This is a genomic window from Bradyrhizobium sp. Leaf396 (assembly GCF_001424605.1).
Classification (GTDB): domain Bacteria; phylum Pseudomonadota; class Alphaproteobacteria; order Rhizobiales; family Xanthobacteraceae; genus Bradyrhizobium; species Bradyrhizobium japonicum_C.
In genome coordinates this window covers 43,575-62,546 of record NZ_LMQJ01000026.1, presented here as the reverse complement: position 1 = coordinate 62,546, position 18,972 = coordinate 43,575, and the positions used below count along the sequence as shown (strand labels likewise).

Below are 18,972 nucleotides of genomic sequence, written 5' to 3'. Positions count from 1 at the left end.
TGATCCCGATCCTCGCCGGCTATGTATCCCATGAAAATGGCCACCCCGTTCCCGAGGCGGCCATCCTAGCCGATTTGCCCGGCTTTCCACACAGCCTGTCACGCCGGGGCTTTTGTTTGAACCGTAACCTGGATGAAGCGCAATCCTTGTTGCAGCAGCCCGGATATCGCGGCGCATCCCGGCTACGAACCTACGCGCTAGAACACCGCGAGATATTTCAGCAGCGACACGATGCCGATGATGATGACGATCACGCGCGCGATCTGCTTGGCGCGGCCATCCATCGGCAGCATGTTGATGAGATAAAGCACGAGAATGACGACGAGAAAGGTGACGAGTACGCCGACCAGCATCGCGAGACCCCCTTCAGGCAATTGCTACGCTGGTCTAACGCGCGGCACCCGGGCCGGTTCCATATGGGAAACCTGCGGCAACCGCTCACGAAGTCCCTGTCTCCCCAGCCGGCCAGCCAGCATTTGGCGGTCCGACAAGGTCCGCGCCGCCGTCGGATGCGGCGCTCGCTATTCCTTCGCCACCACCGGGACCTGGCGGAATCTGGCGCGCACAGAATCCGGCAGCGGCGAGAAGTTCATCGCGACGCCCCGCCGGTCGTTGGCATTGCGGCTGGCGACTACGAGACCATTGGCCCCCGCGACGATGTCGCCTTTACGCAAGGTCGGATCGTCCTCGACCTTGACCGATGCGAGCCCGACCGGATCCTTGCCGTTGCAGGTGCAGCCTGCGACGATCTCGTTGCGATAGCGATAGGCGTTGGGCAAATCGGAATAGGATTTTCCCTTTTCGGTCGTGGCGTCGTCGATATTGCCGCCGTAGACCAGCGAGGTTTCGGAGGCCGGGCAGAAGCTCTTGCAGGATTGCGCCTTGCTTTCGGCATCGCTTCCTTGCGCCGGGAAATACCGGCCGTCACAGCCGCGCACACAATAGGCCATGCCGCCGCCGTAAGAGGCGCGCTGGCGCGGCGCCTCATAGCGCGGCACATCGTCATGCGGGAACGGCATCCGGATCTCCGGTGGCGGCCGCATCCGGAAGCCGCCGAACAATCCCGAGAAAAAATCCTGCGCCTGCGCTGAAGGCGCCGACGCAAGACCGGCCGAAATAGCGACCAGGATCGCCGCACCGCCAGCCGTTTTGCCAACCAGGCGTCTGCTCATATGACCTCGCTCACTCTCAGTTCACGGCCGACGTCGTGATGTTCAACGCCTGCCGACCCGAGGGCAGCGCGCTCACGGCCGGGCGCTTTCGCGCAGGATCTGCGCCTCTGGCCATCAGCGGCGCGCTCTTCGGCAACACCACGACCTTGGCACCAACGTTGACCCGGCTGAACAGGTCGATGACGTCCTCGTTTGTCATGCGGATGCAGCCGGACGAGACGAACTTGCCGATCGTGGAGGGATCGTTGGTGCCGTGGATGCGGTACTGGCTCGAGCCGAGATACATCGCGCGCGCGCCCAGCGGATTGCCGGGGCCGCCTGCGACGAAGCGCGGCAGATAGGGCTGGCGCGCGATCATTGCGGCAGGCGGATGCCAGTCCGGCCACTCGGCCTTGCGGCTGACGCTCTGCACGCCCGACCAGGTGAAGCCTTCGCGGCCCACGCCGACGCCGTAGCGGATCGCGCGGCCGTTGCCGAGCACGTAGTAGAGATAGGTGTTGTTGGTATCGATGACGATGGTGCCGGCCGGCTCGCTCCGGTCGAAGCTGACGATCTGCTTGCGCAGCCGGTCGGGCAACTGGGCGTCCTCGTCGGCGGCCCGCGGCGCCTCGTTGGCAACTCCCTCGGTGTAACCCTCATCCTGCAGCTGCATCCGCTCATGGAGCTGCATCGGCGCATAGCCGAACGTTTGCGCGCTTGCGCCGTCCAAGGGCACTGCGAGCAGAGCGGACGCGAAACAGAATGCGGCGACGGCGCGCGGCGAGAAGCTGCTGCGGACTGCTAACAACGTTGTCATGTGCTGCCCCGTTGGTGTGTGCATCAGGGTGATGCGCTGCCGAACAAACTCCACCGGCCGGTTTGAAGTTCCGGCGTGGGATGCAGCAGCGACGTCACAGTCAAGCGAGCAGCAATTCACGAAAGCGCGATGGAACCGGCATGCCATCCGCGCGTTGGGATGTCGTCAACGGGCGCGGATCTCGGTTTCCGGGTGGGAGAAATATTGTGCGCGTCCTTCCCAGTGAACGTCTGATTTCCGGCAGCAGCGAAAGCGATCCGCTTCCCCACAGCCCTGCCGAGCTGCCGCCCGTGATCCGCCGCACGGAGTTCGTCGCCTTCGCACTCGCAGGCCTTTTGCTGATTGCCATCGTCACCGTGCTCTACGTCGGGCGGGCCTTCTTCCTGCCCGTGGTGATGGCCTTCGTCATCGGCACGATGCTATCGCCGGCGGCGGGCTTTCTCGAGCGGTACAGGGTCCCCCGCAGCGTCGGCGCGGTCCTGATCGTCATCGCCGTAACCGCGGTGGTCGCCTTCATGGTGGCGCTGATCGCCTCGCCGATGATGGAGTGGAGCACGCGCCTGCCGGAGCTCGGTGCCCAGCTGAAGGACAAGCTGCACGTGTTCGACCGGCCGCTCGCGCTGTGGCGGGAGATGCAGGCCATGCTCGGCGGCTCGGAAGGATTGCCGAGCTTCCACATACCCAAGATCGACTGGGTGCAGCCGACGATCGAATTCCTGTCACCGACCTTTACCGAGTTCCTGCTGTTCTTCGTCACCCTGATCCTTTTCATCGCAAGCTGGCGCGACCTGCGGCGGGCCATGATCATGACTTTCAGCGATCATGACGCACGGCTTCGTACGCTCCGGATTCTGAACGAGATCGAGGTCCATCTGGGAAATTATTTGCTGACCGTCACCCTGATCAATGTCGGAGTCGGCGTCGGCACAGGCATCATCTGCGCACTCGCAGGAATGCCCAACCCGGCCGGGCTCGGCGCGCTGGCCGCAACGCTCAACTTCATCCCGATCATCGGGCCGGTTGCGATGTTCGCGCTGCTGGTCGTGGTGGGGCTGATCGCCTTTCCCACCATCAGTGGCGGCTTGATCGCGGCACTCGCCTTCGGCGGTCTCACCTTCCTGGAGGGACACTTCGTCACGCCGATGATCATTGGGCGGCGGCTGGCGCTGAATGCGCTCGCCGTGCTGCTCGCGCTGGCGTTCTGGACGTGGTTGTGGGGCCCCATGGGCGCATTCCTGTCGTCGCCGCTCCTGATCGTTGCCCTCATCCTGAAGGAGCATCTGTTGCCGACGGATGCGCCGCAACTGCCACAGGGCTAACCGGTTTCCGCCAGCGGAACTTACCGGGCAACGAAACGTTCTCCGCCCATCTCAGCCGTCAACAGTTCGGAGCTCCTGATGCCGACGACAGATGCCGAAGCCCGGATGAGAGACTGGACCGACAAAGCCACCAGAGAACGCCTCGAGAAGGATGTAGCAGCCGTGAAAAGCGATATCGCCGCCCTCACCGACCAGATCACCGATGTGCTCAACTCCTTTGCCAATTCCACGAGCAAGCAGGCTCGCCGCGGCTATCGCCAGGCGCGCGAGAACGTGGATTCCGCGATGGACGACATGTCCGAGCGCGGCAGCGCGATGATGGAGGCCGCGCACGACGCCTACGGCTCCATCGAGGAGACGCTGGAAGAGGCGATCACGCAGCGCCCGCTTGCGACTGTCGGACTGGCGCTGGGTATCGGGTTCCTGATCGGCGCCGCCTGGCGCCGGTAACGGTCGCCGCCACATATCGAAACCGCGGCGGTGCCCCGCCGCGGCCGCACCCGTGACGATTCGGCTGTTGGGGATTGAGGAGTAAGGCCATGCTTCAGCGCATTATCGAGGGGATCAGTGCATCGACTGGCACGACTGTTCGGCTGACCTCCCTTGCCGCAGCCGCAGCCTTCGCGCTCCTGGTGACCACGAGCTTCCTTTGCGCTGCCGCATTCATCTCGGTCCTGCAGACATACGGTCCAGTGCAGGCCTGTCTTGCTGGCGCGGGCATCTTCTTCCTGCTGACCCTGGCGGCGGCGGGCTCGTATTGGGGCTACAAGCGCGAGCTGCAGAAGCGCGCTGAGATCGCTGCCGAGCGCGCCGCGAAGTCGGCCGCGCAGAGCATGCTCGCAGATCCGATGCTCCTCGCCACCGGGCTTCAGATCGTTCGCGCCATCGGGATGAAGCGGCTATTGCCGATCCTGGCAATCGGCGGCGTCGCCCTCGGTATCCTCGCGAGCCGTGCCGGCGTGTCCGACGAGGTATCCGCCGAACCGGCTGAATAGCGACGCCGAGAACCGTTCGAATATTTGCACTCTGAATCGTGAGCGCATCTGTCCGCATCTGACAGAGGCGACGCCGCGCAGTTTTGCGCCGTCCGGCACGAACGCCTCCGTCGCTCACGCAAACGCTACTCGGATGGGCGGGCGGTTGCCGCTAAAAGCGTCACCCTGATTCCCAAAGCTAATTTGCTCAATGAAACCGTCCGTCAAGGCGAACCTCGCCGCATTCCAGCACGACTCACGACTGTACCTGACGCTCGGCATCGCCAATTGGTCGGTGTTCGTCGACCACATTCCGAACAACGTCGTCAACCTGCTGACGCTGCGCAACTTCGGCTTCAGCGGTGCGGCCGATCTGTTCGTGTTCGTGGTGGGCTATGGGGTCGCCATCATCCATGGCAGAATGGCGCTGGAGCGCGGCTATCTGGTCGCGGCGACGCGGATCTTTCGACGCGTCTGGCGGCTCTATGCCGCCTATGTTGTGCTGTTCGTGATCTATATCGACACCATCGCCTACGTCGCCTCGCAATCCATGGCGCCGGAGATCATCCACCATTACAACATCTCGGGAATCCTCGAGCACCCGCTACGCATCCTGATCCGCGGTCTCGTGCTCCAGGAAGAACCGTTGAACCTCGACCTGCTGCAGCTGATGATCCCGCTGATGGCCTTCTTTCCGCTTGCGCTCTGGGGCCTGTTGCGACGGCCGAACCTGACGCTTGCGGCATCGGTTGCGCTGTATCTTGCCGCGCGCTGGTTCGACTGGAATTTTCGGGTCTCTCCGGACCAGGAATGGACCTTCAATCCGCTCTGCTGGCAGATGCTGATGGTGCTGGGCGGCTGGTTTGCCGTCACCGGCGCGCCCGGGCGGACGCTGCGCGATCTTCCCTGGCTTCGGATGCTCGCCGGCAGCTATCTCGTCTTCGCCATGGCGGTCGCCCTGTTGCGCCATTCGCCGGAATCGTCCGCCTATCTGCCGGACCTTCTGCTCGATACCATCGCACCGACCGACAAGGAGAACCTCGCGCCTTACCGCGTGCTTCACTTCCTCGCGCTCGCCTTCGTCGCGACCCGTCTCGTTCCGGCCGATCACCCCGGCCTGCGATTGAAGCCGCTTCAGGCAGTCATTCGATGCGGCGAGGAATGGCTCGCGGTGTTCTGCGTCGGCGTGTTCCTGTCCTTTGCCGGTCATCTCATCCTGATCACCGGCCCAAATCTCGTGCTGATGCAGATCGCGGTGAGCATCATCGGTTTCGCCGCCATGACCGCCGTCGCCTACTACGTGGCCTGGTCGAAGCGGCAGGACCTGCCTGCCGCCCTGCGGCAGCAGGCCTAGTCTAGCCGCAACGCCGTGCGATTCCGCTGGGCCGCCGGCTGCTGCTGCGCTATGCCGGAAATCTGCATGAGGAGACCGGCGCGGCGATGGCACAGGGCGGAGGGGACGAGGCTGACAGCGCGCCCCGGCGCGGCCGGCCAAGGTCAATGGAGACCAGCAACGCCATTCTCGAGAGCGCCTATGCGTTGATGGCTTCCACCGGCCTTGCCGCCACCACCATCGACGCGGTCGCCCGCCATTCCAGTGTCTCCAAGATGACGATCTACAAGTGGTGGCCGTCCCGCGAGGCGCTCTTGATCGACGCCTTTCTTCACCACGCCGCCCAGATGCTGCCGCTGCCGCCGGCGAGCTCCGGCAGCCCCGCGGCCCGTGCGCGCCGCCATGCCGCGGCCTACGCCGAAGCGCTTCAGGGCGAGTTCGGCAAGGTCCAGCTCGCCGTCGTCTCCGAATGCATCTCCAAGACCGGCTCGGCGGGGCTGTTCTACGCGCGTTATCTGCAGTTCCGTCGCGACGCGCTCGTCGAGATGATCGCCGAGGGCCAGAAGGATGGCAGCATTCTGGCGGGGGGGCTTCCTGAGGATCTCTACGACGCGATCTACGGCGGCCTGTTCTATCGCTATATCTTCGGCATTGCGCCGGTTACCGCGGCTTACGCGCGCAACCTCGTCGATCTCGTGTTGCGGCCTAAGGATTAGCTGCGCGCGGGCCGGACCGGCGCCGAGATCTTGTCCGTACGGTCGCGCTCGGTCATGTCGACGACCGTCTCCATCGGCGCGGTCAATTCGTAGACGTAGGAGACGTCGGTGAAGAAGCGCTTGGCGGTGCCCCCCAGCGCCTCGGGCGCGACGCGGTCGAGCAGGATCAGGCCGAAATCGGAATCCGGCCGGCGCGTCGCCTCGCTGGTGTTGAACTCCTCCCAGCGGAAATGGAAGACCTCCTTGCCCTCCTCTCCGGTCACCGTCCAGTTGGCGGTGATGTGCGGATGCTTCCCGACCAGCGACAGGCCCTCGTCGGAATGCGAGGCAAGCTCGAAGAACAGCAGCGAGAGGCTCTGCGCCGCGCGTGCGCTGACCGCGATATCGGGACCGTTGACGGCAATCCGGTCGGCATGCGGGATGGCGCGTGCCTCGAACAGGCCCTTCAGCTTGACGCCCTGCCACTGGCTCTCGCTGAGCAAAGAGACCACGTTGGACATGGCGTGGATGCGCCCGATCAGCAGCTCGCGCGCGATGTCGATGTCCGAGCCGTGACGCAAAGTGCGCGTCACGATCGACTGGATCACCGCCAGGATGTTCTTGACGCGGTGGTTGAGCTCGTCGATGACCGCGGTCAGCCGGCGCTCGAAGCCGATTCTGACCTGGATCTCCCGGCTGAGTCGCAGATTGTTGTATGCCACATAGCCAAAGAGGCCGCACACCATTGCCGTGATGGCAAAGCCGATGGCCGCCACGATGATCGCGGTCTGCTCGGCGCGGCGCACCGAATTCACGTTCGCATAATAGGAGAGCTGCCAGTCACGGCCGCCGAAGCTGACGGTGCGCGTCGCCGACGGCGCGCGCCCGTCCGCTGCCGCCATGCGTGTGGAGACCACGCCCTGATCATTGGCGACGAGCTCGCCACCTTCCTTGCGCGGATCCCTGAGCGCGACCGAGAACAACGACATGTCGTCATTGGTCAGCATCAGCGTGGCAAGCTCGTAGGAGAACGTGACGAATCCTGCCGGCTCGGTTGCTCCCTCGGGAACGACAGGCGCCGCCACGATGATTCCGATCGGCCCGTTGCCACGAAGCAGCGGAATGGGGTCTGAGGCGATCGACCGCTTCTCGACCCGGGCACGCGTCAGCATGGCGCCTCGAACCGGATCCTGATCGTAGCTGCGGCCCGGCAGCGCCTTGGTCTCGTCGCTGCGCGGCTCGAGATCCAACAACACGTCGATCGGCCGGGTGACGTCGGCAGGATTGATCGGCTTGTCGTCATATCCGCGAATCTCGGGATTCGGGAAACCGGCGCCGGCAATGGCGGCTTGCGCCGCCGTCAATTCGTCCGGCTTCAGCCGGGCGATCCACCCCGCCACCACGAAATCAGTCTTGAAGGCGTAGATGGCCGAGCGCAGCGGCTCCAGCATGTTCGACTTGATCACGGATGGCGCGCGGAACAGGCCTGAGGCGACACGCGCGAGCAGCTCCCGCTCGGTCAGCCGGTCCTGGACGAGGCTCGCGTGAACGTCGATCGCACGCGCGAGCGCGATCCGATCCAGCGCCAGCTCCTGGTCGTGGACGCGATAGGCCGCAAGCCCGGAGAGCAAGACCCCGAGCAGAGCGATGAAGCCGATGATGAAACCCAGCCTGACCACGCGACTACTCAGGCGAAAGCAGGAGGTCGGCAGTAAACACGGAGCATATGAACGCCGCTCGAACGGCCATGTGCCGAAACGGGGTAAACCCAAGCGGCGGAGATAATGGAGGAGGAGGCATCAGTACGCAACTTGGGTCGCCTGAAAAGCTTAATCCGCCCGGCCGATGGGTCTCGCCGGGATGAACTTGCCCAGGAGCCGGAGGTAGTTAATTGCCATGTCCGAACTTTGTTCCGCGGGTGGCGGCGCGGCCCAGGCGTCGACGGCGAGAAACGCCTGCGCCAAGTGGTCGCGTCCGGTCAGCCCGGCCGCTGCAGGCCGCCTTTGGCCTCGATGAAGGCGACGATGCGGTCGAGCCCCACGCTCTTCTTCAGGTTGGTCATGACGAAGGGACGCTCGCCGCGCATGCGCCTGGCGTCCGTCTCCATCTTCTCCAGAGAGGCGCCAACATGGGGCGCGAGGTCGGTCTTATTGATGACCAGCAGGTCGGACCGGGTGATGCCGGGGCCGCCCTTGGACGGGATCTTGTCGCCGGCGGCGACGTCGATGACGTAAATGGTGATATCGGCCAGTTCGGGGGAAAAAGTAGCAGCGAGATTGTCGCCGCCGGATTCGATCAGCACGAGATCAAGTCCGGGAAACTTGGCGCGCATGTCGGCAACCGCGGCGAGGTTCATCGAGGCATCCTCGCGGATCGCGGTGTGTGGACAGCCGCCGGTCTCGACGCCGGCGATGCGATCCGGCGTCAGAGAGCCCGAACGCACCAGGAACTCCGCGTCCCATTTGGTGTAGATGTCATTGGTGATCGCCGCAATGTCGTAGCGCTCGCGCATGGTCTTGCAGAGCAGGTCCATCAGCGCGGTCTTGCCCGATCCGACCGGGCCACCGACGCCGACACGCAGCGGGCCGTGAGATTTCGACATGTCGCTCGTTCTCTCTCGATTGGTTAGGGCTGCATCGATCACGACCGAAACAGCCGCGTATATTGCGTCTCGTGCCGCAGGCTGGCGAGATCGGCGCGGAAAGTCGCGCTGCCGATATCGTCCAATGCCGCGTTCAGCGCACGATTGGCCGTCGCGGCGACGGCGGCTTCCAGCTTGACCAGCACGCGCTGGCTGTCGGTCTGGCCGAGCGGAATGAGCCGGCTGGCCGCAGAAATCCAATTCGAGACCAGCGCATGGAGGAAAGCGTGCAGCGTCGACCCCAGCGGCACGCCGTGCATTGCGGCGACCACACCGACCGCGACGGGGTAGACCAGTGGCGTGCTGCATGCTGCAATCATGGCGTCCAGTCCGTCGGCATCCCATGCGGCGCGGGCGATGTCGATGAAGGCACGGCCCTGCGAGGTCGTCTCCAGCTGCCGCTCGCGCGACGGCACGAAGGCGGCGGCGAGCTCGGCGATCTCGTTCAAAGCGGTCGTGTTGCCTGCTTCCGCGGCCCGATAAGCCCGGACCAGAAACGTCGCGTCGCAGAAGCCCGAGCCGTCGCCAAGCATCACGTCTAGCCAATCCGCCAGTGCCGCTGTGTCGGTGATATCGCCCGCCTCGACCGCCCATTCGAGGCCGCTGGAATAGGAGAAACCACCGACCGGAAACGCCGGCGATAGCCATGTCATCAGCCGGTAGAGCGCCGCCGCCTCCTCCTCAGCGAGGCCGCCGGCGCCAACCGGCTCATTTGTGGTCATGAGCATGCGTGTGGCCGTGGTGATGGTCGGGATGGTCGCAATGCTCATCGTGGTGATGGTGGTGCTCGTGGCCATGGCCATGCGCGGCATGATCATGGTGACGGTGGCCATGGCCGTGATGATCGTGACCATGGTCATGATGGTCGTGACCGTGATGCGCATGGTCGTCGTGCCCGTGCGCGTGGCCAGCATCCGCATACGCCCCGCCTTCTGGATCGAACGGCGCCTCGATCTCGATCACGCGCGCGCCGAGCCCCTTCACCATCTCCTCGATCACGTGATCGCGGCGGATGCGCAGGGCCTTCGCCATGATCTGGGTCGGCAGATGGCGGTTGCCGAGATGCCAGCCGACGCGAATGAGGTGGTGCGGATCGCGGCCGCGGATCTCGAGCAGCGGCTCGGGCGCCGCGACCACCTCGACCAGGCGGCCGTCCTCCAGCACCAGCGCATCCCCGCCGCGTAGCGCGACGGCATGCTCCAGATCGAGCAGGAATTCGAGCCCTCGCGTGCCCGTCATCGCCATGCGGCGGCGATGCCGGTCGTCGAAATCGAGCACCACCGTATCCACGGGAGCTTCCGTGAAGCGGTGCTGCCCCTTGACCTGCGTGGCCCGGATCATGCGGGTTACCTCTTTACCTTGTCTCGACCTTCTCGGGCGTGATCACCTCGATTTTCGGCGGCGCCGTGAAGCATTTCACCGCGACGCGGCCGAACGTCTTCATGTGCTCCATGGCCCGATGCGGCACCAGCGCTTCGGCGTTCTCCCACTGCTCCACGAAGACCATCTTGCTGGGGTCTGTGACGCTCTCATGCATGTCATAGGCGATATTGCCGGGCTCCTTCCGGGTCTCCTTGATGCAGGCAGTGGCGGCTGCGATGAATTCGGCGCGCGTCTCGGGCTTGATGGTCAAGGTGGCAACGACGTAGATCACGAGAAATCCTCCCGGCTTTTCTTCTAGGGTTACGATACCGGTTCGGACATTAGACCAGGCGGGACCGAACGCAAAACCGCAAAAGCCGTCCCCGGGTACATCCCGCGGACATGCGTTGAGGCGCTATTTCAGTACATGAAATATCGCTGCGACATCGGCAGCACCTCGGCGGGGGCGCAGGTGAGCAGTTCGCCATCGGCGCGGACCTCATAGGTCTCGGGATCGACCTCGATATTGGGCGTGGCATCGTTGTGGATCATGCTCTTTTTCGAGATCCTGCCGCGGACATTCTGGACGGCGTAGAGCTTCTTCTCGATGCCGAGCTTGCGCGCAAGGCCGCCGGTGACCGCAGCCTTGGAAGTGAACACCACGGACGACGCCGTACGCGCCCTGCCGAAGGCCCCGAACATCGGCTGATAGTGCACCGGCTGCGGCGTCGGGATCGAGGCGTTGGGATCGCCCATGGGCGCTGCAACGATGCTGCCGCCCTTGACGATGCAGTCCGGCTTGACGCCGAAGAAGGCCGGCGACCATAGCACGAGGTCGGCGAGCTTGCCCTTCTCCACCGACCCGATCAGCTTCGACACGCCGTGCGCGATCGCGGGGTTGATCGTGTATTTGGCGATGTAGCGCTTGACGCGGAAATTGTCGTTGTCCTTGCCCTTGTCCTGCGGCAAGGATCCCCGCTGCTTCTTCATCTTGTCCGCGGTCTGCCACGTCCGGATAATGACCTCGCCGAGGCGGCCCATGGCCTGCGAGTCCGAGGACATCATCGAGAGCGCGCCGAGATCGTGCAGAATGTCCTCGGCCGCGATGGTCTCCTTACGGATACGGCTTTCGGCAAATGCCAGGTCTTCCGCGATCGAGGGATCGAGATGGTGGCACACCATCAGCATGTCCAGATGCTCGTCGATGGTGTTGCGGGTAAACGGGCGCGTGGGATTGGTCGAGGACGGCAGCACGTTCTTCAGGCCCGCGACCTTGATGATGTCAGGGGCATGGCCGCCGCCGGCACCTTCCGTGTGGAAGGCATGAATGGTGCGGCCCTTGAAGGCCTTGATCGTATCCTCGACGAAGCCGGACTCGTTCAGCGTGTCGGTGTGGATCATCACCTGGATGTCGTGATCGTCCGCGACCGAGAGGCAATTGTCGATGGCCGCCGGCGTCGTGCCCCAGTCCTCGTGCAGCTTCAGCGCGCAGGCACCGGCCTTGATCATCTCGACCAGCGCGGCGGGCCGCGAGGCGTTGCCCTTGCCGGAAATGCCGAGGTTGACCGGAAAGGCGTCGAACGACTGGATCATCCGCGCGATGTGCCACGGGCCCGGCGTGCAGGTGGTGGCGAAGGTGCCGTGCGAGGGGCCGGTGCCGCCGCCCAGCATCGAAGTGACGCCTGACATCAGCGCGTGCTCGATCTGCTGCGGGCAGATGAAATGGATGTGGCTGTCGAAGCCACCGGCGGTGAGGATTTTTCCCTCGCCGGCGATCACGTCGGTGCCGGGACCGATGATGATGGTGACGCCGGGCTGGATGTCCGGATTGCCAGCCTTGCCGATCGCAGAGATCATGCCGTCCTTGATGGCGACATCGGCCTTCACGATGCCCCAGTGATCGACGATCAGCGCATTGGTGATGACGGTGTCGGCCGCACCCTGCCTGTTGGTGACCTGCGACTGCCCCATGCCGTCACGGATCACCTTGCCGCCGCCGAACTTCACCTCCTCACCGTAAGTCGTGAAATCCTTCTCGACCTCGATGATGAGATCGGTGTCGGCCAACCGCACCTTGTCCCCTGTGGTGGGGCCGAACATGTCGGCATAGACGGAACGTTTTATTCTGACGGACATCACAAGCCCCGTTTGCGATTGAATGTTTGAACGCTCAAAGCACGGCCTTCGCTGCTTTCACGGCATCATCGAATTTCTCGTCGAGCCATGCATTGGAGCCGCGGCAGCCTGCAACGACCTGCGTCGCCCAGTCGATGTAATCGGCGAGATCGTCGCGCTCCTCGGAAGTCGGGTCGGTTTGAATGCGCGCCCCTGTATTGCTGATCTTGTCGGCGATCTTGATCAGCTTGGCGCCCGGCGATTTGTGGGGCGCGTCCTCAATCTGCTTCTGCCTTCGCATCGCCTTCGGCAGACTCATGTCATCGGTGCATTCGGCGACGAGTGAGGCGACACGCTCGGAAAATCTTCGCGCAAGCTCTTCGCGCGTGGTGTCGGTGTCCTCGATGGTGTCATGCAGCCAGCCGGCAGCGACCAGCTCGGCGTCGGCGCCATCGGTCGCGGTCGCGAGCAGGTTCGCGACCTCGGCGAGATGATTGATGTAGGGCTCATTACCGCGCCCCTTGCGCGCCATGCCGTTATGGCGGCGCGCAGCGAGTTCAGCGGCTTCGGAGATGAGGCGGATTGGCGAGAGCATGGAAAACACCTCCGTTTCCGCCTCAACCGTGCCGCGCCGCGCTCGTTCCTGTGGAGCTCACAGCTTCCCCATCACATCGCCGCGGAAGCCGTAGATCGTCTTCTTCCCCGCCACCGCGACGAGCTGCACGTCGCGGGTCTGGCCGGGCTCGAAGCGGACGGCGGTGCCGGCGGCGATGTCGAGGCGCATGCCGCGGGCCTTCTTGCGATCGAACTTCAGCGCCGGGTTGGTCTCGAAGAAATGGTAGTGCGAGCCGACCTGAATGGGGCGGTCACCTGTGTTGGCGACCGTCAGCGTCACGGTCTTGCGGCCGGCATTGAGCTCGATCTCGCCGTCCTGGATGAAGAGTTCGCCGGGAATCATTCTATCCTCCTCGTCATTCCGGGGCTCGCGAAGCGAGAACCCGGAATCTCGAAAACAAAACCTCTGGATTCCGGGTTCGCCCTGCGGGCGCCCCGGAATGACGAATTCGATACTACCTGATCGGCTCGTGCACGGTGACGAGCTTGGTGCCATCAGGAAAGGTCGCCTCGACCTGGATGTCGTGGATCATCTCGGGAATGCCCGGCATGACCTGATCGCGGGTCAAAACCTGCGCGCCGGACTGCATCAGCTCAGCGACGGTGCGGCCGTCGCGCGCGCCTTCCAGGATGAAGTCGGAGATGATGGCAATCGCCTCGGGATGGTTGAGCTTGACGCCGCGATCCAGCCGGCGGCGCGCCACGATCGCGACCATCGAGATCAGAAGCTTGTCCTTTTCGCGGGGAGACAGGTTCATGCGAAATCTCTTCCGTTCAACACATCAGTTCAACCGGTCAGTTCAACCACAGCCGCGGCAGGACCGCGCCGGTTCGCGCCAGCACCGCCATCATGTCGGCGCGTAAGCGCGCCGCATCTTGGGCACAGAACCGCGCCATTGCAAAGCCATTCCAGGCCGAGATCCCGACTTCCCCGCCGAACGATTCCGAGGCCTCGCGAATGCGCTCGACCAGGGTCTCGTCACCGGGCACGATCAGAGCGGTGCCGATCGCCGTGCCGCTATTGGCGACCGCGGACCGCGCGAGCTTGGCGCCGATGTCGCCGTCAAGCCTGACCGTCTCGGCGAACACCAGCCTGCCGCCGCGGCGCAGCCGCCAGCGGTCGACGAACTCGCCCTGCTGCATCCGCTCGCCCATGGCGGTGCGGCCGAACACGACGATCTCGCAGAGCAGGAGCGAGGCCGCCTCGTCGAGCGCAATGTCGAAGCGGCGATGCACCCGCGCGCGGTCGAACAGGATCGTCTCCTGCGGCAACCAGGCCAGATGCGCGCCCGCGGCGGCTCGCAAGGCGATATTGAGCTGCGCCGCCTCCCCGGGGGCTCGATAGATCTTTTCGGCAGCTGCGGTCGTCAGAGTGAGCCGCGTACCTCCGCCCGCCGCGATGTCGATATCGAAACAGTCCCCACCGGCAACCCCGCCGGCCGTGTTGACGAACACGCCCGACAGCCCCTCGTCTTCCGGCGAGGGAAAGCGCACGCGTAAAGAGCCGGATTCGTGCAAGGTGCCGCGCCGGGTCACGCGGTCACGTGCGTGCACGTCGAGCCGAACCGCGCCACGGGCGCGGTTCGCCTCGAAAAGTCCTGGCATAACCGAAACGTCGCTCCGCATTCGCCTCCCCAGCCGATCGCGGCAGAATGAGCCTACAGCGCCATCTGGCGGCTGATCTCGCTCGCGTCGAGGTTGGCGCGGTCGCAGGTGAACTTCACAGCGCCGCGATCCATCACCGCAAAGCTGTCGCCGAGCTCGCAGGCAAAGTCGAGATATTGTTCGACCAGCACGATGGCGATGTTGCCGAGATTGCGCAAGTAGGAGATGGCGCGGCCGATGTCCTTGATGATCGAGGGCTGAATGCCCTCGGTCGGTTCGTCGAGCAACAGCAGCTTCGGCCGCATCACCAGCGCGCGGCCGATCGCGAGCTGCTGCTGCTGGCCGCCGGAGAGATCGCCGCCGCGCCGGCCGAGCATGGATTGCAGCACCGGAAACAGCGAGAACACGTCGTCCGGGATGTGCTTGTCCTCGCGCTTGAGCGGACCGAAGCCGGTCTTGAGGTTCTCCTCGACCGTCAGCAGCGGAAATATCTCGCGGCCCTGCGGCACGAATCCGATGCCCCTGCGCGCACGTTCATAGGGCTTCAGGCCGGTGATGTCGCTGCCATCGAGCACGATCGCGCCCGAGGAGATCGGATATTGCCCGACCATGGCGCGCAGAAGCGAGGTCTTGCCGACGCCGTTGCGGCCGAGGACGCAGGTCACCTTGCCGGGCTCCGCCGAGATCGACACGCCGCGCAGCGCCTGGGCAGCACCGTAGAACAGATTGATGTCTTTCACTTCAAGCATCGGAAACACCTTTGCGGGCGAATAGCGAATGGGAGAAGCGGCCGATCCATTCGCTACCTTCCCAGATAGACTTCGATGACCCGCTCGTTGGACGATACCTGGTCGATGGTGCCTTCCGCCAGCACGGTGCCTTCGTGCAGGCAGGTGACCTTGACGCCGAGCTCGCGCACGAAGGTCATGTCGTGCTCGACCACCATCACGGTGTGGGTCTTGTTGATCTCCTTCAGCAGCTCGGCGGTGAGATGCGTCTCGATGTCGGTCATCCCTGCAACGGGCTCGTCGACCAGCAGCAGCTTCGGATCCTGTGCCAGCAGCATGCCGATCTCGAGCCATTGCTTCTGGCCATGGCTGAGGCTGCCAGCGAGGCGGTTGCGCGCTTCGGTGAGACGGATCGTCTCCAGCACCTTGTCGATGCGCTCGGTCTCGGCCTTGCTGCCGCGCCAGAACAGCGTGCCGCGGACGGAGTGATCGACATTGAGCGCGAGCAGGAGGTTGTCGTGCACGGTCTGGCTCTCGAACACCGTCGGCTTCTGGAATTTGCGGCCGATGCCGAGCTCGGCGATGCGCGTCTCGTCGAGCCGCGTGAGATCCGTGACGCCGTCGAACAGCACGGTGCCTTCGTCGGGCTTGGTCTTGCCGGTGATGATGTCCATCATCGTGGTCTTGCCGGCGCCGTTCGGCCCGATGATGGCCCGCATCTCGCCCGGCTCGAGCGTCAGCGACAGGTTGTTGATGGCGTGGAAGCCGTCGAACGAGACGTGCACGCCATCCAGATAGAGCATTGCGGACGTCGTGCGGGTATCCATGACGTTCATGACCGCTTACTCCGCCATCTTCGGTTGGACCATGCCGTCTTCAGCCGCGGCGCTCGCGGCAGCTGCTGCGGTGCGCTTTTCCCGCGCCGAGTCCCGCCACGCATTGAAGGTGCCGACGATGCCCCTGGGCAGCAGCAGCGTCACCAGGATGAACAGCGCGCCCAGCATGAACAGCCAGTACGGCGCCAGTACGCCAGAGGTGAAGAACGTCTTGGCATAGTTGACGACCACGGCACCGAGCGCCGCACCGACCAGCGTGCCGCGACCGCCGACGGCCACCCAGATCACCGCCTCGATCGAATTGCCCGGCGCGAACTCGGATGGATTGATGATGCCGACCTGCGGCACGTAGAGCGCGCCGGCAACGCCCGCCATGCAGGCCGACACCGTGAACACGAACAGCTTGTAGGATTCGACGCGGTAGCCAAGGAAGCGCGTGCGCGATTCCGCATCACGCACCGCGATCAGCACCTTGCCCAGCTTGGATGAGACGATGGCGCGGCAGATCAGGAAGCCTATGATCAGCGCCAGGCAGCTCAGCGCGAACAGCGCGGCACGGGTGCCCTCCGCCTGCACGTTGAAGCCGAGGATATCCTTGAAGTCGGTCAGGCCGTTGTTGCCGCCGAAGCCGAAGTCGTTGCGGAAGAAAGCGAGCAGCAGCGCATAGGTCATCGCCTGCGTGATGATCGACAGATACACGCCGGTAACCCGGGAACGGAACGCGAGCCAGCCGAAGCAGAAGGCAAGCAGGCCCGGCACGACCAGCACCATCAGCGCGGCGAACCAGAACATGTCGAAGCCGTACCAGTACCAGGGCAGCTCCTGCCAATTCAGGAACACCATGAAGTCGGGCAGGATCGGATTGCCATAGACCCCGCGGGTGCCGATCTGCCGCATCAGGTACATGCCCATGGCGTAACCGCCCAGCGCGAAGAAAGCGCCGTGGCCGAGCGAGAGGATTCCGCAATAGCCCCAGATCAGGTCGATCGAGAGCGCCAGGATCGCGTAGCAGACATACTTGCCCCAGAGCGCGACGAGATAGGTCGGCACCTGCAGGAACGAGCCCGCGGGCAGCAGCAGGTTGGAGAGCGGGATGAGGATGCCGCAGGCTGCGACGATCGCAAGGAAGATCGTCGCGCCGCGGTCCAGCGATCGCGTCAGCATGTGAGGGGTCATGCTTCCACCGCACGGCCCTTGAGCGCGAAGAGTCCGCGCGGGCGCTTTTGAATGAACAGGATGATGAGAACCAGGATCGCGATCTTGCCGAGCACCGCACCGGCGACCGGCTCCAGGAACTTGTTGGCGATGCCGAGCGTGAAGGCGCCGACCAGAGTCCCCCAGAGATTGCCGACCCCGCCGAACACCACGACCATGAAGCTGTCGATGATGTAGCTCTGGCCGAGATTGGGGCTGACATTGTCGATCTGCGACAGCGCCACCCCGGCGATACCGGCAATGCCCGAGCCGAGCCCGAAGGTCAAGGCGTCGACGCGCGATGTGGCGATGCCCATCGAGGCGGCCATGCGCCGGTTCTGCGTCACCGCGCGCATTTCGAGGCCGAGAGCCGTGTAGCGCAGCATCGCGAGCAGGATCGCGAACACCGCGAGCGTGAAGAGAAGGATCCAGAGCCGGTTATAGGTGATGGTAATCTGTCCGAGCTCGAAAGCGCCGCTCATCCAGGAGGGATTCCCCACCTCGCGGTTGGTCGGGCCGAACATCGTGCGCACGGCCTGCTGCAGCACCAGCGACAGGCCCCAGGTCGCGAGCAGTGTCTCCAGCGGACGGCCATAGAGGAAGCGGATGATGCTGCGCTCGATCAGGACGCCGATGGCGCCGGCGACGAGGAACGCGAGCGGCACGGCGATCAGAAGCGAATAGTCGAACAGGCCGGGATAGCTACTGCGGATCACCTCCTGCACTACGAAGGTGGTATAGGCCCCGATCATCACCATTTCGCCATGCGCCATGTTGATGACGCCCATCACGCCGAAGGTGATGGCGAGGCCGATCGCGGCGAGCAGCAGCACCGAACCGAGCGAAAGGCCGTACCAGGCGTTCTGCACCATGGACCAGACTGCGAGCGAGTTCTGGATCGAGGCGATCGCGCTTGCGGCGGCCTTGGTCACCAAGGCTGGCTGGTCGCCCATGCCGGTGAGAAGCGCCAGCGCGTCCTGGTCGCCGCGCGCCTTAAGGGTCGCGACCGCCTCGAGCTTCTCGACCTCGGACGCGTCGGGCTTGAACAGCAGGATCGCGGCGCGCGCCTCGCCGAGGGCGGCCTTGACGGATCTGTTGGTTTCCTTGGCAAGCGCGGCATCGACCGCCTCGAGCGCGGTCTCTTCATGCGACTTGAAGACGGACTGCGCGGCCTGCAGGCGCGTCCCCAGGTCCGGTGACTGAAGCGTCAGGCTGCCGATCGCGGCGTCGACGCTGCGGCGCAGCCGGTTGTTGAGGCGAACCGCGCTCGCACTGTCGGGAACGCTGGCAACGGCCTCGCCGCTCGCGGCGTCGATCGACTTGCCGTCGGCGCCGGTGACGTAGACCTTCTTGCTGTCGGGATCGGCCATGAGGCGGCCGTCCTGGAGCGCGCTGATGATGGGGAACGCGAGCTTGTTGCCACTGCCCGCGATCACACCGATCGCCTCTTCCGTGTCGGAAAAATCGTCATTGGCGAACTTGGCGACCGCATCCTCGAACGGGCCGGCGAGGGCCGGCAGCGCGAACGCGATCAGGAATAGCGTGAGCGCGAGCGAATAGAGACGCGCGGACAAATGGGCTGGCACT

Annotated in this window: 22 protein-coding genes; 5 read left to right on the top strand and 17 right to left on the bottom strand. The window is 64.4% G+C overall.

The features are described from left to right. Positions 1 to 197 precede the first annotated feature (197 nt). The 3 genes from ASG57_RS38795 to ASG57_RS23095 all read right to left on the bottom strand — a co-directional run bounded on the left by ASG57_RS38795 (position 198) and on the right by ASG57_RS23095 (position 1,968). A complete protein-coding gene (locus tag ASG57_RS38795; protein WP_008546817.1) occupies positions 198 to 353 on the bottom strand; it encodes a Thivi_2564 family membrane protein in 156 nt (51 codons plus the stop codon). A gap of 168 nt (positions 354 to 521) precedes the next feature. Then, a complete protein-coding gene (locus tag ASG57_RS23100) occupies positions 522 to 1,172 on the bottom strand; it encodes a DUF2865 domain-containing protein (protein WP_024340517.1) in 651 nt (216 codons plus the stop codon). Between the two features lie 16 nt (positions 1,173 to 1,188). Next, positions 1,189 to 1,968 carry a L,D-transpeptidase gene (locus tag ASG57_RS23095; protein ID WP_024340518.1) on the bottom strand — a complete coding sequence of 260 codons (780 nt, stop codon included), beginning with the start codon at positions 1,966 to 1,968 and terminating at the stop codon, positions 1,189 to 1,191. Positions 1,969 to 2,174: 206 nt separating this feature from the next. Here ASG57_RS23095 and ASG57_RS23090 point away from each other — a divergent pair, with 206 nt between their 5' ends. The 5 genes from ASG57_RS23090 to ASG57_RS23070 all read left to right on the top strand — a co-directional run bounded on the left by ASG57_RS23090 (position 2,175) and on the right by ASG57_RS23070 (position 6,310). Then, positions 2,175 to 3,287 carry an AI-2E family transporter gene (locus ASG57_RS23090; RefSeq protein WP_024340519.1) on the top strand — a complete coding sequence of 371 codons (1,113 nt, stop codon included), beginning with the start codon at positions 2,175 to 2,177 and terminating at the stop codon, positions 3,285 to 3,287. A gap of 78 nt (positions 3,288 to 3,365) precedes the next feature. Then, positions 3,366 to 3,737, top strand: coding sequence for an ElaB/YgaM/YqjD family protein (locus ASG57_RS23085; protein WP_024340520.1), 372 nt, complete (start codon positions 3,366 to 3,368; stop codon positions 3,735 to 3,737). Positions 3,738 to 3,826: 89 nt separating this feature from the next. Next, complete coding sequence (locus ASG57_RS23080) at positions 3,827 to 4,282, top strand: hypothetical protein (RefSeq protein ID WP_024340521.1); 456 nt, start codon at positions 3,827 to 3,829, stop codon at positions 4,280 to 4,282. Positions 4,283 to 4,472: 190 nt separating this feature from the next. Then, positions 4,473 to 5,615, top strand: coding sequence for an OpgC domain-containing protein (locus ASG57_RS23075; RefSeq protein WP_024340522.1), 1,143 nt, complete (start codon positions 4,473 to 4,475; stop codon positions 5,613 to 5,615). Positions 5,616 to 5,701: 86 nt separating this feature from the next. Continuing rightward, complete coding sequence (locus tag ASG57_RS23070; RefSeq protein ID WP_028145950.1) at positions 5,702 to 6,310, top strand: TetR/AcrR family transcriptional regulator; 609 nt, start codon at positions 5,702 to 5,704, stop codon at positions 6,308 to 6,310. Here the strand turns inward: ASG57_RS23070 and ASG57_RS23065 are convergent. From ASG57_RS23065 to urtB, 14 genes are all read right to left on the bottom strand, one after another. Next, the gene (locus tag ASG57_RS23065) at positions 6,307 to 7,968 is read right to left on the bottom strand and encodes a CHASE domain-containing protein (protein WP_057197579.1); all 1,662 of its coding nucleotides are present in this window, start codon (positions 7,966 to 7,968) and stop codon (positions 6,307 to 6,309) included. The genes ASG57_RS23070 and ASG57_RS23065 overlap by 4 nt on opposite strands. 299 nt (positions 7,969 to 8,267) lie before the next feature. After that, positions 8,268 to 8,891 carry an urease accessory protein UreG gene (gene ureG, locus ASG57_RS23060; RefSeq protein WP_024340525.1) on the bottom strand — a complete coding sequence of 208 codons (624 nt, stop codon included), beginning with the start codon at positions 8,889 to 8,891 and terminating at the stop codon, positions 8,268 to 8,270. A 38-nt stretch (positions 8,892 to 8,929) separates the two neighbouring features. Then, positions 8,930 to 9,658, bottom strand: coding sequence for an urease accessory protein UreF (locus ASG57_RS23055; RefSeq protein ID WP_029674209.1), 729 nt, complete (start codon positions 9,656 to 9,658; stop codon positions 8,930 to 8,932). Beyond that, positions 9,639 to 10,271: an urease accessory protein UreE gene (locus tag ASG57_RS23050; RefSeq protein ID WP_024340527.1), complete on the bottom strand. Its 633-nt coding sequence runs from the start codon at positions 10,269 to 10,271 to the stop codon at positions 9,639 to 9,641. The genes ASG57_RS23055 and ASG57_RS23050 overlap by 20 nt, the downstream gene beginning before the upstream one ends. 13 nt (positions 10,272 to 10,284) lie before the next feature. Continuing rightward, entirely contained in the window at positions 10,285 to 10,584 is a 300-nt protein-coding gene (locus tag ASG57_RS23045) for a putative quinol monooxygenase (protein WP_024340528.1), read from the bottom strand. A 128-nt stretch (positions 10,585 to 10,712) separates the two neighbouring features. Beyond that, complete coding sequence (gene ureC, locus ASG57_RS23040) at positions 10,713 to 12,428, bottom strand: urease subunit alpha (RefSeq protein ID WP_024340529.1); 1,716 nt, start codon at positions 12,426 to 12,428, stop codon at positions 10,713 to 10,715. Positions 12,429 to 12,462: 34 nt separating this feature from the next. Beyond that, positions 12,463 to 13,002, bottom strand: a complete 540-nt coding sequence (locus ASG57_RS23035; RefSeq protein ID WP_024340530.1) for an HD domain-containing protein — start codon at positions 13,000 to 13,002, stop codon at positions 12,463 to 12,465. 57 nt (positions 13,003 to 13,059) lie between these two features. Next, on the bottom strand, positions 13,060 to 13,365 hold the full coding sequence (locus tag ASG57_RS23030) for an urease subunit beta (protein WP_007599812.1): 306 nt from the start codon (positions 13,363 to 13,365) through the stop codon (positions 13,060 to 13,062). Positions 13,366 to 13,477: 112 nt separating this feature from the next. Then, positions 13,478 to 13,780: an urease subunit gamma gene (locus ASG57_RS23025; RefSeq protein ID WP_024340531.1), complete on the bottom strand. Its 303-nt coding sequence runs from the start codon at positions 13,778 to 13,780 to the stop codon at positions 13,478 to 13,480. A gap of 37 nt (positions 13,781 to 13,817) precedes the next feature. After that, positions 13,818 to 14,648 (bottom strand): urease accessory protein UreD, encoded by an 831-nt coding sequence (locus ASG57_RS23020; RefSeq protein WP_024340532.1) that lies wholly within the window; start codon positions 14,646 to 14,648, stop codon positions 13,818 to 13,820. Positions 14,649 to 14,680: 32 nt separating this feature from the next. Beyond that, entirely contained in the window at positions 14,681 to 15,376 is a 696-nt protein-coding gene (gene urtE / locus ASG57_RS23015; RefSeq protein WP_024340533.1) for an urea ABC transporter ATP-binding subunit UrtE, read from the bottom strand. A gap of 53 nt (positions 15,377 to 15,429) precedes the next feature. After that, positions 15,430 to 16,191, bottom strand: coding sequence for an urea ABC transporter ATP-binding protein UrtD (gene urtD / locus ASG57_RS23010; RefSeq protein WP_024340534.1), 762 nt, complete (start codon positions 16,189 to 16,191; stop codon positions 15,430 to 15,432). Between the two features lie 6 nt (positions 16,192 to 16,197). Continuing rightward, complete coding sequence (gene urtC / locus ASG57_RS23005) at positions 16,198 to 17,367, bottom strand: urea ABC transporter permease subunit UrtC (RefSeq protein ID WP_024340535.1); 1,170 nt, start codon at positions 17,365 to 17,367, stop codon at positions 16,198 to 16,200. Beyond that, the gene (gene urtB, locus ASG57_RS23000) at positions 17,364 to 18,971 is read right to left on the bottom strand and encodes an urea ABC transporter permease subunit UrtB (RefSeq protein ID WP_024340536.1); all 1,608 of its coding nucleotides are present in this window, start codon (positions 18,969 to 18,971) and stop codon (positions 17,364 to 17,366) included. Before urtB ends, urtC begins: the two co-directional genes overlap by 4 nt. Position 18,972: the final 1 nt, after the last annotated feature.